Below are 12,897 nucleotides of genomic sequence, written 5' to 3'. Positions count from 1 at the left end.
GTCAGGCGCCGACTGCGTGCGATGACTGGGATTGCGATACACGAAACTCTGGCAATGCACTACTCAATGCAACGTCCAGATCAGTTTGCGGAACCCGCCCAAGCAAGTCGCGCAGCGCAGTTCCATCCAGACTGTGCGGCACATTCCAAAGATACCGCATCTCAATCAGATGCGGCGCCAGCCGCCAGAACGGGCGGGCCAAATATATGGGCCACCACCGCATCGGCTTCACAAGGACCTGAGTTCCGGTCACACGCGACAGTGCCTTCGCCAGTTCCGAACCGGTCAGCGTATACCCCGCAAAGGACACATCGCAGAACCTGGGCAGGCTGGCCCTGCGTTCCGCCAGCTCTACCGCGGTTCTTGCAAGATCCGGCAGATAGGCCCAGGAATGCGGAATGTCCGGATCACCCGGATAGGTGATCCAACCCCTTTGCAATGGCTTGGCGATAACCTGATCGAACCAGTTTCCGGAGGCACAGGTATCTATGAAATCACCTGCCCGCAGGATGATCGTGCGAACCTGCGAGAAACGGTAAGCGTCTTCCATCTCGGCCCGAATACGACCCAAGGGATTCGTTGCCCCATGCGGCGTGTCCGCAGACCATGGCCCTGGCGCTTTGGCGTCAAAAACGTAGACGTTTCCGGGCACGACAACTGTGGCGCCTGTTTCCTTTGCGGCGGAAATCACCTGTTTGTGCAGTTTTGGAACCTGTCTTTCCCAATCCGGATATTGAGGGTTCCACGCGTTGACTATCACATCCACGCCTTGGGCTTCCGCCTGCAAACTCTGCTTTTTGCGATCGAAGGTGCGGACCCGCCAGCCCGCATCTTGAAACGCTGCCGTTGCATTTCGGCCGAACCGGCCTGTGGACCCCAGTATGAGAACGGTTTTTGTCATGGCTTTCTCCTGTCAGAGTCAAGATATCCATTCACATCACATGGGGAATTGCCGAAAACAGCAGATCATGTATTCATCTGTGAATGGATAAATCCCTCACCCACTCAGACTGGTCGCTGATTCAAAGCTTTTTGTCAGTGGCGGAAACCGGCTCTCTCTCGGCTGCGGCGCGTCAGCTCAATCGCAGTCAGCCAACGCTCGGACGGCAGATCCAGACCCTGGAAGCCGATTTGGGTGTTTCCCTGTTCGAACGGCATGCAAGAGGCCTGCGCCTCAGCGATGCAGGTGCTCAGCTTTTGCCGATGGCCCAGCAGATGCACGCGGCCATGAATGCCTTCAATCTGACTGCGGCCGGGCAATCGACGCAATTGGAAGGGTCGGTCCGCGTTACGGCTTCGGTCTTTGCCTCGCATCACCTTCTGCCGCCGATTCTGGCCCAGATCCGCATACAGGAGCCGTCCATACAGCTTGAGCTGGTTGCCACGGACGCCAGCGAAAACCTGCTGTATCGCGAGGCAGACATCGCCGTGCGCATGTACAGGCCCGAACAGGTTGACATCGTATCCCGTTATCTCGGGGACGTGCCGCTTTGTTTCTGTGCTGCCCGCTCGTATCTGGATCGGGCTGGCCGCCCTCAAAATCCCAAGGACCTGTTCCGGCATGATCTGGTCGGATTTGACGCCAACGAACAGATCATCACCGAGATGCGCAACAAGGGTTGGCCAGCCAATCGGGACAACTTTGCCACAAGATGCGATCTGCAAAGCGCCTATTGGGAGTTGATCCGCGCCGGCTGCGGCATCGGTTTCAGCCAGGTGCAGGTGGCTGAAGCGGATCCGGATGTCGAGATTCTGCCGCTGGACGTGGAGATTCCGGTATTGCCGGTGTGGCTGGCCGCCCCTCAGGCGATGCGACAGACACCGCGCATTCGCAGGGTCTGGGACCTGTTGGCCGAAGGTTTGCGGGCCAGCCTGTAAGCGATCAGAGCGCCCCTGTGTAGGTACCGCGCGGCGGATAGTTGTTGTCGAGCGCGTATTTGATACCGCCTTTCATGTCCCCAACCGACGGCCGGCCAAACGGGGTCGATTGCAGCCATGCGAAATACAGCGTCCGGTCCGGGGCAATATAGAAATGCCCGGGCTCGGCGAAAAATGCGGCCTCGGCGGTGCCTTCGCGCCCTTTGGACATATACAAACCCCAGTCATCTCGTGCCGCAGGCAGCGGCAGACTGTGCCCGACCCTCAGCCGCGAGGTGCCCGCTTTTCCAACAGTTTCAGCCGCCCGCTCGGCCGTGTCTGTGCTCAGCATAATCACTTCGACACCAAGCGAGGCGATGTCATCCAGCGCAGCTTCCACCTCACCCATCTGCCGGATACAGATCGGGCAATGCAAACCGCGATACTGAATCACCAGTGTCCCGTTTTCGCCCTTGTCGGCATCCAGATCGAACGTTCCCTGCCCCACGGTCTGGATTTTCAGATCAGGAACGGCGTTTCCCGGTATCAACATGTGTTTTCCTTCTGATTTGGCGGGTTCGTCTCATTGACCCGATGCGGCGCAGACGCTAGGGCCATTGCGACAAAACGCAAGGAGACCCTTCATGTCCAACCCCTCGCTCCTCATCCTGCCCGGAGACGGAATTGGCCCGGAAGTTATGGCCGAAGTGCGCAGAATCATCGACTGGTTCGGCGAAAACCGCGGCCTTCACTTTGACGTGAGCGAGGATCTGGTCGGCGGCGCGGCCTATGATGCGCACGGCAAGCCCCTGTCGGATGAGACTATGGCCAAAGCGCAGGAGGTCGACGCAGTTCTTCTGGGTGCCGTGGGTGGTCCGAAATACGATGATCTGGACTTCAGCCTGAAACCCGAACGCGGTCTGCTGCGCCTGCGCAAGGAGATGGACCTGTATTCCAACCTGCGCCCGGCACAATGCTTTGACGCACTGGCGGATTTCTCATCGCTGAAAAAGGACGTGGTCGCAGGCCTCGACATCATGATCGTGCGCGAGCTGACCTCGGGCGTCTACTTCGGCGAGCCGCGCGGCATTTTCGAAGAAGGCAACGAGCGTGTGGGCATCAACACCCAGCGCTATACCGAATCCGAAATCGAACGCGCCGCACGTTCGGCCTTTGAGCTGGCCATGCGCCGGAACAAGAAACTGTGCTCGATGGAGAAAGCCAACGTGATGGAATCGGGCATTCTGTGGCGCGAGGTCGTGACCCGCGTCGGCCAGGAATACCCCGAAGTCGAACTGAGCCATATGTATGCCGACAACGGTGCAATGCAGTTGGTTCGCGCACCCAAGCAGTTCGATGTAATCGTAACCGACAACCTGTTCGGCGACGTGCTGTCCGATTGCGCCGCGATGCTGACCGGTTCGCTGGGGATGCTGCCGTCGGCCAGCCTTGGTGCGCCGATGGCGAATGGCCGCCCCAAGGCGATGTATGAACCAGTGCATGGGTCAGCCCCGGACATCACCGGTCAGGGCAAAGCCAACCCGATTGCCTGTATCCTCAGCTTTGCCATGGCGCTGCGCTACAGCTTTGATCAGGGCGCCGAGGCCGACCGCCTTGAAGCCGCGATCGAGAAAGTTCTGGCAGATGGCGTGCGCACAGCCGATCTGCTGGCCGAAGAAGGGGTCGAGCCGGTCTCGACCACCGAAATGGGCGACGCTATTCTGGCCGCGCTGGACGCCAGCGTCTGAATAATACCGAAGGCGGCGCGTAGGTCGCCGCCTTCCCCTTTTTTGGCGCGAGTCAGTTCCCGCCAAAAATATCCTTCAGCAAGTTATCCACCGCTTTGGCAAAACCACCGGGTTTGCGTTTGGGATTTCTGGGCTTGGCCACCTGCTTGGGTTGCTCCGGCAGCATCATCGGCAATGGCGTGGGCGTCATCCCCTCGGTCACGCGCAGCATGGTTTCCCTCCATATCTCTGCGGGCAGACCGCCCCCTGTCACTCCGGACAACGGCGTGTTGTCGTCATAACCCATCCAGACACCCGCAACATAATCCGCCGTAAAGCCAATGAACCATGCGTCACGCGCTGCCTGAGTCGTGCCGGTCTTGCCTGCCACCTGCCAACCCGGCAGCTTGGCGCGTTGGCCGGTGCCTTCGGAAACGACACGCTCCATCATCCAGGTCAGTTGCCGAGCCGCGTCATCGCGGATCACACGCTCACCAATCCCTGTCGTCGTTACCATCACCGGCGTTTCATCACCCAGCAGCTTGAGTTCCGTCAGACCGTACGGTTCAACCGCTGAGCCACCGTTCAGGATGCCGGCATATGCTCCCGTCATCTCGATCAGCGTGCTTTCCGACGCGCCCAGCGCCAGTGCAGGGCCCTGCGCAAGATCACTGGCGATACCGAAACCGCTGGCAACCGTGCGAACGTTTTCCAGCCCGGAAATCTCGGCGACTTTTACTGCTGGTATATTCAGAGAGTTCTTCAGCGCATCCGCCAGCGTGACCCGGCCATAATACTTCTTGGTATAGTTCTTGGGGCACCACTGCCCGGAACCGGGAATGTCGATGCAGTAGGGCTCGTCCACGACGATATCCAACGGGGAATACCCCAGTTCCAGCGCCGTGGCATAAACGAAGGGCTTGAACGAGGAACCGGTCTGGCGCAGCGCCTGGGTCGCCCGGTTGAACGCACCCGATACACGGGTCTTGCGGCCACCGACCATCGCGCGCACGGCGCCATCGGCGGACATCACAACGATCGCGGCTTGCGCCTTGGACCCGTCGCGCACTTTTTCCTGAAAAATGTACTGCAGCGCCTCTTCAGCCGATTTCTGCAGGCGCTGATCCAGGGTGGTGCGGATTACCACGTCCTCGGTCGTATTGCGCGTAAAGAACTCGGGCCCGCTGGCCATGACCCAGTCGGCGAAGTACCCGCCTGCCCGCGCGGCGGCGGCTTCGGAAAGCTCTGCCGGGTTGTTTCGCGCCGCAGATGCCTGAGAGGCTGTCAGGTAGCCCTGCGCCTCCATCAACCCGACCACAAGCCGTGCCCGGTCCTGCGAGCGTTGGAGATCGTTGGTGGGTGCAAACCGCGTCGGGGCGACCAGCAACCCGGCCAGCATCGCAGCCTGGGACGGATTGACCTCGGCCGCCGATATCCCGAAGTACCGCTGACTTGCGGCCTCAAACCCGCGCGCACCGGCGCCAAGGAAAGCGCGGTTCAGATAGATCGTGAGAATCTCATCCTTGGAGTATTTGACCTCCATCGCCATCGCGTAGATGGCTTCCTTGGCCTTGCGCCAGAGTGACCCCTGACGGCAATCGGCTTCATATGCGGCCTCTGATTCCCATTCGCTTGGCACATAAGGCACACCCAGACACAACAGCTTGGCCGTCTGCTGCGTGATGGTCGACCCACCGTGGCCCGACAAGGGGCCGCGCCCTTCACTCAGATTGATGCGAACCGCGCTGGCCACACCCCGTGGGCTGACACCGAAATGGCGATAGAACCGCTTGTCCTCGGTCGCCACAACGGCGTTTTTGAGATGGGGCGAGACAGTGCTGGCCGTTATCACCCCGCCAAACTGATCACCGCGCCAGGCAAAGACTTTGCCGTTGCGATCCAGCAGCGTGACCGAACCACGCGCACGACCGTCCAGCAGCGCATCAACATCCGGAAGCGTAGAATAGACCACGCCGACGGCCAACATCAGCAACAGACCGACGATTGCGCCGACACGCCACGTCAGCCCCCAGAGCAGGCGGAAAACCCACCGGAACATGCGACGGAACACGCCGCCGCCACCACTGCCGGTGCGCCGCGTTTTCTTTCGCCCAGTCCTGCGCGTCGCCGTCTTGCGGGCGTTTGATTTCTTGCCAGCGGGTTTTGCAGCCCGCTTGGTCGCCGTGGGCTTGCGGCCCTTCGACGGATACCTTTTATCTGCGACCAGTGGCGGCTTTCGGCGCTTGGACTCAGTCATGCTCAAACTCTGCCCGATTGTGCTTTTGCGTCACCTTACCTTGGCAACGCAGTCATGTAGAGGTGTGAAATTCCGGTAATTCCCCTCTCAGATGCGCCTAAAAATTAAACATACCGGAAATTTTGTGCAAAAAATGTGCAACTTTGCCCTGATTTCCCTCGCGTCCGGGCTGTCAGACCGTTTCCTATGACGCCCGCTCAGGCTCTTTTTCTGCAGGTGCAAACAAACCGGCCTGCCCGGGAAGCAGAGGGGAAAGACGTGAAACTGATCATTGCGACAATCAAGCCGTTCAAGCTTGAGGAGGTGCGCGAGGCACTGACCGAAGCGGGCGTGCGCGGCATGATGGTAACCGAGATCAAGGGCTTTGGTTCGCAGTCGGGCCACACGGAAATCTATCGCGGCGCCGAGTACGCGGTGAACTTCGTGCCCAAGATCAAACTGGAAATCGTGGTTCCCGCCACGATGACCGACCAGATCGTCGAAACCATCACCAAAACAGCCAAAACCGGCAAGATCGGCGATGGCAAGGTTTTCGTCCTCGATGTCGAGCAGGCCCTGCGCGTGCGGACCGGGGAAACCAACGAAGAGGCGCTGTAAGGCGTCCCCACTCATAGTCATTCGAGGAAGTCACATGAACCTGATGAAATCTCTCATCCCTGCTGCCGCGCTTGTCGTGCTGCCGCAGATGGGCCTTGCGCAAGAGGCCGCCGCTGGCGAGACCGCGCAGCACACGCAATACATCCTGACCTCGCTGCTGTTTCTGGTTGGCGGGTTCCTGGTGTTCTGGATGGCCGCTGGCTTTGCCATGCTCGAGGCCGGTCTGGTGCGCTCCAAGAACGTGGCGATGCAGCTGATCAAGAACATGGGCCTGTTTTCCTTTGCCGCCATCATGTACTGGCTGGTCGGCTTCAACCTGATGTATCCGGGTGATGGCTGGATGATCCCTGGCTTCCTGGGCGCAATCGCACCCACATCGCTAGAACCCGTCGGTCTTGCCGGAGTGGAAACCGACCTGTCTTATGCCTCCGTCGGTTCGGACTTCTTCTTCCAGCTGATGTTCTGCGCCACCACTGCGTCGATTGTCTCGGGCACCATGGCGGAACGTGTCAAACTGTGGCCGTTCTTCGCCTTTGTGATCGTGCTGACCGGCATCATCTACCCGATCGAAGCATCCTGGCAGTGGGGCGGCGGCTGGCTGTCCGAGATGGGCTTCAGTGACTTCGCTGGCTCGACTCTGGTCCATGCCGCAGGTGGCTTCGCGGCGCTGGCAGGCGCCATCGTGCTGGGTCCGCGTATCGGCAAGTACAACAAGGACGGCAAGGTTGTTCCGATCCCCGGTTCGAACCTGGCGCTGGCCACTTTGGGCACGTTCATCCTTTGGCTGGGTTGGTTCGGCTTCAACGGTGGTTCGCAGCTGGCAATGGGCACCATTGGAGACATGGCCGACATCAGCCGTATCTTTGCCAACACCAACATGGCTGCTGCAGCGGGTGCCGTCGCCACGCTGATCCTGACGCAACTGATGTATGGCAAGGTCGATCTGACGATGGTACTGAACGGCGCGCTGGCTGGTCTGGTGTCGATCACCGCCGAACCGCTGGCCCCGTCACTGTTCCAGGCGCTGATCATCGGCGCAATCGGTGGCGTCATCGTCGTCCTGACCGTCCCGATGCTGGACCGCATGAAGATCGACGACGTGGTCGGCGCAATCCCGGTTCACCTGATCGCAGGTTTCTGGGGTACGTTCATCGTGGCATGGACCAACAGTGACGCCAGCTTTGTGACCCAGATCATCGGCTTTGCCGCCATCGGCATCTTCGTCTTCGTGGTCAGCTATGTCCTCTTCTCGGTTCTCAAGGCCACGGTCGGCCTGCGGGTTGGCGAAGAAGAAGAGATCAACGGGCTCGACATGGGCGAGCTGGGTATGGAAGCCTATCCGGAATTCTCCAAGGGCTAAACCTTGAGAAAAAACAAAAATACCCGGGCAGTTCTGCCCGGGTTTTCTTATTCAAAGCATGCGCATTCAAGCTCCAACGTCGACAATCGCCTTGGCCAGAATCGGCACGGTTGTTGCATTCAGTCCTGCGATATTCAGACGGCTGTCACCAACCATGTAGATACCGTGGTCGACCCGCAGTTTTTCAACCAGTTCCGGCGAGGCGCCGAGTCGCGAGAACATGCCGCGGTGCTGAGCGATGAAACCGAACCGGTCCGATCCGCTCAGGCGTTGCAGCTCGTCCGCCAGTTGCTTGCGCAATCCCAGCATGGACAGACGGGTTTCTTCCAGTTCGGTCTGCCATTCAGCACGCAACGCTTCGTCCATCAGGATGGTCGTTACAACCCGCGCACCGTGATCGGGCGGGAAGGAATAGTTCTGGCGGTTCAGGAAGGCCAGAGTGGCTTGGTTCAAAGCCGTCTGCCCCGCGTCCGCGCTGACGGCCATCAACAGGCCGGTACGCTCGCGATAGACACCGAAGTTCTTGGAACTGGACGCCGCGATCAGGCATTCCTTGACCGATGACGCCACCAACCGGACCGCCTGCGCGTCTTCTTCCAGACCGTCGCCAAACCCCTGGTAGGCAATGTCGATCATCGCCACCAGACCACGCTCGTTGATCAGGTTTACGACGTCCTGCCACTGCACCATGTTCAGATTGGCACCGGTCGGGTTGTGGCAGCAGCCATGCAGCAAAACAACGTCGCCCGCATTGGCGGTTTTCAGATCTTCGATCATGCCGTCGAAATCAACGCCGCGGGTATCGCCGTCGAAATAGCGATACTGAACCGTCTCCATGCCCAGATAATTCAGAATGGAAAGGTGGTTCGGCCATGTCGGGTTCGACACGAAGACGCGCGCCGACGGGTTGGCCATGCGGATCAACTCGAACGCCTGACGGCAGGCGCCGGTCCCACCGGGGGTCGCAACGGCCGCAATGTTACCGCGCGGTACAGACGTTCCCAAGATCAGGCCAATCATCACATCCGCAAAGACCGGATCGCCGGCCAGCCCTGTATAGGCTTTGGATTCCTGCTCTTCCAGTATGCGCTGCTCGGCGGCCTTGACCGAGCGCATTACTGGCGTCACACCCTCGGCATTTTTGTAGACGCCCACGCCCAGATCAATCTTCTGATCACGCGGGTCCTCGCGGTACATCTGCATCAGCATCAGGATTTTATCCGCAGGCTGCGGCTTGAGGAATTCGAACATCAGTTCTCTCCGGTTGCGACGGGAAGGGTCGGGAAGGCGCCCCATTCAGCCCAGGAGCCGTCATAAAGCGAGTGATCTTTCTTGCCCATGCGTTCAAGCGCAAGGCTGAGGATTGCAGCGGTAACGCCAGATCCGCAGGACGTGATCGCCGGTTTCGACAGATCAACGCCAGCAGCCTCGAAAACGGCACGGCAATCTTGGGGCGATTTCATTGTGCCATTGGCGTTCAACAACTGGCCAAACGGGACATTGCGCGATCCTGGAATATGCCCCGAACGCAGGCCTTCCCGCGGCTCGACCTCAGTTCCTGCGAAACGGGCGGCAGAACGGGCGTCAATGATCTCGTGATCTGCCAGTTTCGCTGCCGCAGACACTTGCGTGACGTCCCGAACCAAATGGTTCTGCACCCGGACTGTCATGTGGCGGTCGCGAATGACGGGCGGCAGATCCTCGAGCTCGCGCCCTTCCGCGTTCCATTTCGGCAAACCCCCATCCAGAATGGCAATGTTTTCCTGACCCATTAGCCGGAACAGCCACCAGACGCGGGCTGCCGACATCAGACCGGCCCCGTCGTAGACGACGACCTGATGACCATCACCCACACCCATCGCCCGCAGGCGCGACATGAATTTCTCGACCGGAGGCGCCATGTGCGGCAGGTCGGACCGGTGGTCAGAAATCTCGTCGATATCGAAGAACCGCGCCCCGGGAATATGGCCCGCGTCATATTCAGCCCTGGCATCGCGGTTTTGCGAAGGCAAATACCACGACCCGTCCAGAATCCGCAGATCCGGGTCCTTGATATGTGCGGCCAGCCATTCGGTAGATACGAGGGTTTTCGGATCGTCCTGCATCAATGCCTCCCCTGAGCGAGCTTGATTTTTCCCTATACCCGGCAGCATAGGGGTTCAAGGCTGGATAGGGCTATTCTGCCGCGCTGCGCAGGCGAAAATGCTGAATAATTCCGATGAAACTGATCAAAATCCAGAACCCTTCGATCAGCATCGAAGCCAGATTGAAATTGTGCAACAGAGAATAGACGATCAGCACCGAGCCCAGAAGGTTGATCACCGGAAAGGCCAGATCGTCGGAATTCATCATTCGCATTTGCGTTGCGAAATACGCGGCGACCACGATCAAGGCGCCAAACGAACCGATTGCATCCACGATCGTGAGGGTGTTCAGAACATCGGTCATCAATGAGCCTTGCCGTTTTCAGAATTGTCAGAGAGCTGTCCGTAATGGTGCATATTCAAAAACGCAGCACCCTGCGCCCCCGCGCGATACCCATGAGGCACGTCGGCTGCAAAGCGCAATCCCTGTCCGGCATGTAAGGGCACCCATTCCTCACCACGCAGAATTTCAAGTGTTCCGCCCAGAACAAAGACTTCCTCGGTAACACCAACCGCATGTGCAGGCGATTCGTGGCTCTGGTTCGGGTTCAGGTTGACGTGGAATGTCTCCGCCCCCAATGCGGGATCGAAAGGGAACACGATCTTGACCTCTATACTGCCGGGAAACGTGACCGTCTGAAAGACGGATGGATCGCCGATCGCCGTGTCGATCAGAGCGCTCAGCGGCACTTGAAACCCTTTGGCGATTTTCCAGAGCGTAGCGATCGTCGGGCTGGATTCGCCGCGTTCGATCTGACCCAACATTGCTTTGCTGACGCCTGTCATTTCGGCCACTTTGGACAGGCTGAGGCCGGATGCTGCGCGCACATCCCTCAGCTTCAGTGTAATATCGTCAGAGTTCATGTCAGCGTCCCGCGAATCCTCTTGTGCGTTATAGCGCACATGTGATACGTGCGCTATAACGCACGAAACCCGATCTATGCAACCCGAGGCAACAGGGAAACAGCATCATGCCATTGTACCGATCCAGAACCTCCACTCATGGCCGCAACATGGCGGGCGCACGCGGCTTGTGGCGCGCCACTGGCATGGAGGATGACGATTTTGGCAAACCGATCATCGCCATCGTCAATTCGTTCACCCAATTCGTGCCCGGGCATGTGCACCTGAAGGATCTGGGCCAGATGGTTGCCCGCGAGGTCGAGGCCGCAGGCGGCGTCGCCAAAGAATTCAACACCATCGCTGTGGATGACGGCATCGCAATGGGCCATGACGGCATGCTCTATTCGCTGCCCTCGCGCGAGGTAATCGCGGATTCGGTGGAATACATGGTCAATGCGCATTGTGCCGATGCGATGGTCTGCATCTCGAACTGCGACAAGATCACCCCGGGCATGTTGATGGCTGCCATGCGTCTGAATATCCCGGCGATTTTTGTCTCGGGTGGGCCAATGGAGGCCGGCAAGATCGACATCGCCGATCTGGAGGCGAAAAAGATCGACCTCGTTGATGCGATGGTTGCCGCCGCTGATGACAAGTTCACCGATGAGCAGGTGCAACATATCGAGGAGAACGCCTGCCCCACCTGCGGGTCGTGCTCGGGCATGTTCACCGCCAACTCGATGAACTGTCTGGCCGAGGCGTTGGGTCTGGCATTGCCGGGCAACGGGTCTACGCTGGCTACCCATGCCGACCGGAAAGAGCTGTTCCTTGAGGCCGGTCGCCGGATCGTCGAGATCACCAAACGTCACTACGATCTGGATGAAAAAGGCTTCCTGCCGCGCGAAATCGCGACCTTTGAAGCCTTCGAGAACGCCATGAGCCTTGATATCGCCATGGGTGGGTCGACCAATACCGTGCTGCACCTTCTAGCCATCGCGCATGAGGGCGAGGTGCATTTCACCATGACCGACATGGACCGGCTCAGCCGTCAGGTGCCCTGCCTGTGCAAGGTCGCACCCAACACCGAGAACGTCCACATGGAGGACGTGCACCGCGCCGGTGGCATCTTCTCGATCCTTGGTGAGCTTAGCCGTGCCGGTCTGCTGCACGAAGACTGCAGCACGGTGCATTCGGCAACCATGGGCGAAGCGATTGCCAACTGGGACATCAAGATCGCCAACAATCCCAAAGCGCAGGATCTGTTCAAGGCCGCCCCCGGCGGCGTGCGCACCACTCAGGCGTTCAGCCAGTCGAACCGGTACAAGGAACTGGACACCGACCGCGAAGGTGGTGTGATCCGCTCGAAAGAACATGCGTTCAGCCAGGACGGCGGTCTGGCGGTTCTGTTCGGAAACATCGCGCGCGACGGCTGCATCGTGAAAACTGCCGGGGTGGATGCAAACATCCTGAAGTTCACCGGGTCGGCCTATGTCTGCGAAAGCCAGGATCAGGCGGTGAACGATATCCTCACCGGCAAGGTCAAGGAAGGTGACGTGGTGGTCATCCGCTACGAAGGTCCGCGGGGCGGGCCGGGGATGCAGGAAATGCTCTACCCGACTTCGTATCTGAAATCCAAAGGTCTGGGCAAAGCCTGCGCATTGCTGACAGACGGGCGCTTCTCGGGCGGCACGTCGGGGTTGTCCATCGGTCACGTCTCGCCTGAAGCCGCCGAGGGCGGCGAGATCGGCCTGGTGCAGAACGGCGATACAATCGAGATCGACATTCCAAACCGCTCCATCCATCTGGCCGTGTCGGACGAAGAACTTGCCGCCCGTCGCGAGGAACAGGACGAGAAAGGCTGGGTGCCCACGCAGCCGCGCAAACGCAAAGTTTCAACCGCGCTGAAAGCCTACGCGAAACTGACCACCAGTGCAGCCAAAGGGGCCGTTCGCCAGGTTTGACCCCGAAACGGACCGGTTCTTTTCGCGAAGAACCGGCGGGTCTGCCTACTTAACAAAAGCTCCCGCGCCCAATCGCACCATCGGCCTTGCCGATGCCACGTTCGGATTTGGGCCCGGCGCCGGGCATTGCGCGGCGCCCGGACCAAGCAAA

The 12,897-nt window shown here is 59.4% G+C and carries 12 protein-coding genes; 5 read left to right on the top strand and 7 right to left on the bottom strand.

What is annotated here, in order from left to right; all coding sequences use genetic code 11:
* Position 1 precedes the first annotated feature (1 nt).
* Entirely contained in the window at positions 2-901 is a 900-nt protein-coding gene (locus tag ACR0J8_RS18495) for a Rossmann-fold NAD(P)-binding domain-containing protein (protein WP_480526535.1), read from the bottom strand.
* 83 nt (positions 902-984) lie between these two features.
* On the opposite strand from ACR0J8_RS18495, the gene ACR0J8_RS18490 reads away from it, so the two are divergent.
* Positions 985-1,878, top strand: a complete 894-nt coding sequence (locus ACR0J8_RS18490; RefSeq protein WP_480526534.1) for a LysR family transcriptional regulator — start codon at positions 985-987, stop codon at positions 1,876-1,878.
* A gap of 4 nt (positions 1,879-1,882) precedes the next feature.
* Here ACR0J8_RS18490 and ACR0J8_RS18485 read toward each other — a convergent pair whose 3' ends face one another.
* On the bottom strand, positions 1,883-2,410 hold the full coding sequence (locus ACR0J8_RS18485; RefSeq protein WP_480526532.1) for a redoxin domain-containing protein: 528 nt from the start codon (positions 2,408-2,410) through the stop codon (positions 1,883-1,885).
* 91 nt (positions 2,411-2,501) lie between these two features.
* Here ACR0J8_RS18485 and leuB point away from each other — a divergent pair, with 91 nt between their 5' ends.
* Positions 2,502-3,605: a 3-isopropylmalate dehydrogenase gene (gene leuB / locus ACR0J8_RS18480; RefSeq protein ID WP_170681881.1), complete on the top strand. Its 1,104-nt coding sequence runs from the start codon at positions 2,502-2,504 to the stop codon at positions 3,603-3,605.
* A gap of 52 nt (positions 3,606-3,657) precedes the next feature.
* On the opposite strand, the gene ACR0J8_RS18475 is transcribed toward leuB, so the two are convergent.
* Entirely contained in the window at positions 3,658-5,841 is a 2,184-nt protein-coding gene (locus ACR0J8_RS18475; protein ID WP_321250414.1) for a PBP1A family penicillin-binding protein, read from the bottom strand.
* Positions 5,842-6,099: 258 nt separating this feature from the next.
* Between ACR0J8_RS18475 and ACR0J8_RS18470 the strand changes: the two genes are divergently transcribed.
* Together ACR0J8_RS18470 and ACR0J8_RS18465 are read left to right on the top strand one after the other, a co-directional pair.
* Complete coding sequence (locus ACR0J8_RS18470; RefSeq protein ID WP_170615599.1) at positions 6,100-6,438, top strand: P-II family nitrogen regulator; 339 nt, start codon at positions 6,100-6,102, stop codon at positions 6,436-6,438.
* Positions 6,439-6,472: 34 nt separating this feature from the next.
* Positions 6,473-7,798: an ammonium transporter gene (locus ACR0J8_RS18465; RefSeq protein ID WP_170615601.1), complete on the top strand. Its 1,326-nt coding sequence runs from the start codon at positions 6,473-6,475 to the stop codon at positions 7,796-7,798.
* 66 nt (positions 7,799-7,864) lie between these two features.
* Here ACR0J8_RS18465 and ACR0J8_RS18460 read toward each other — a convergent pair whose 3' ends face one another.
* The 4 genes from ACR0J8_RS18460 to ACR0J8_RS18445 all read right to left on the bottom strand — a co-directional run bounded on the left by ACR0J8_RS18460 (position 7,865) and on the right by ACR0J8_RS18445 (position 10,806).
* On the bottom strand, positions 7,865-9,049 hold the full coding sequence (locus ACR0J8_RS18460) for an amino acid aminotransferase (RefSeq protein WP_480526527.1): 1,185 nt from the start codon (positions 9,047-9,049) through the stop codon (positions 7,865-7,867).
* A complete protein-coding gene (sseA, locus tag ACR0J8_RS18455) occupies positions 9,049-9,903 on the bottom strand; it encodes a 3-mercaptopyruvate sulfurtransferase (protein ID WP_480490835.1) in 855 nt (284 codons plus the stop codon). The genes ACR0J8_RS18460 and sseA overlap by 1 nt, the downstream gene beginning before the upstream one ends.
* A 70-nt stretch (positions 9,904-9,973) precedes the next feature.
* Positions 9,974-10,246 carry a CBU_0592 family membrane protein gene (locus ACR0J8_RS18450; RefSeq protein WP_480526525.1) on the bottom strand — a complete coding sequence of 91 codons (273 nt, stop codon included), beginning with the start codon at positions 10,244-10,246 and terminating at the stop codon, positions 9,974-9,976.
* Positions 10,246-10,806 (bottom strand): helix-turn-helix domain-containing protein, encoded by a 561-nt coding sequence (locus tag ACR0J8_RS18445; RefSeq protein WP_480526524.1) that lies wholly within the window; start codon positions 10,804-10,806, stop codon positions 10,246-10,248. Before ACR0J8_RS18445 ends, ACR0J8_RS18450 begins: the two co-directional genes overlap by 1 nt.
* A 107-nt stretch (positions 10,807-10,913) precedes the next feature.
* Here ACR0J8_RS18445 and ilvD point away from each other — a divergent pair, with 107 nt between their 5' ends.
* On the top strand, positions 10,914-12,746 hold the full coding sequence (gene ilvD, locus ACR0J8_RS18440; RefSeq protein ID WP_480526522.1) for a dihydroxy-acid dehydratase: 1,833 nt from the start codon (positions 10,914-10,916) through the stop codon (positions 12,744-12,746).
* The last annotated feature ends 151 nt before the right edge of the window (positions 12,747-12,897 follow it).

The sequence above is a fragment of the Ruegeria sp. N11 genome, from assembly GCF_056531525.1.
Note: the sequence above shows the minus strand (reverse complement) of the source record. Positions and strands in the feature narration are given on the sequence as shown.

What these genes read in the sequence shown, in the direction of transcription:
- ACR0J8_RS18495 (WP_480526535.1), bottom strand. Translation starts at nt 901, where the DNA reads ATGACAAAAACCGTTCTCATACTGGGGTCCACAGGCCGGTTCGGCCGA.
- ACR0J8_RS18490 (WP_480526534.1), top strand. Translation starts at nt 985, where the DNA reads ATGGATAAATCCCTCACCCACTCAGACTGGTCGCTGATTCAAAGCTTT.
- ACR0J8_RS18485 (WP_480526532.1), bottom strand. Translation starts at nt 2,410, where the DNA reads ATGTTGATACCGGGAAACGCCGTTCCTGATCTGAAAATCCAGACCGTG.
- leuB (WP_170681881.1), top strand. Translation starts at nt 2,502, where the DNA reads ATGTCCAACCCCTCGCTCCTCATCCTGCCCGGAGACGGAATTGGCCCG.
- ACR0J8_RS18475 (WP_321250414.1), bottom strand. Translation starts at nt 5,841, where the DNA reads ATGACTGAGTCCAAGCGCCGAAAGCCGCCACTGGTCGCAGATAAAAGG.
- ACR0J8_RS18465 (WP_170615601.1), top strand. Translation starts at nt 6,473, where the DNA reads ATGAACCTGATGAAATCTCTCATCCCTGCTGCCGCGCTTGTCGTGCTG.
- ACR0J8_RS18460 (WP_480526527.1), bottom strand. Translation starts at nt 9,049, where the DNA reads ATGTTCGAATTCCTCAAGCCGCAGCCTGCGGATAAAATCCTGATGCTG.
- sseA (WP_480490835.1), bottom strand. Translation starts at nt 9,903, where the DNA reads ATGCAGGACGATCCGAAAACCCTCGTATCTACCGAATGGCTGGCCGCA.
- ACR0J8_RS18450 (WP_480526525.1), bottom strand. Translation starts at nt 10,246, where the DNA reads ATGACCGATGTTCTGAACACCCTCACGATCGTGGATGCAATCGGTTCG.
- ACR0J8_RS18445 (WP_480526524.1), bottom strand. Translation starts at nt 10,806, where the DNA reads ATGAACTCTGACGATATTACACTGAAGCTGAGGGATGTGCGCGCAGCA.
- ilvD (WP_480526522.1), top strand. Translation starts at nt 10,914, where the DNA reads ATGCCATTGTACCGATCCAGAACCTCCACTCATGGCCGCAACATGGCG.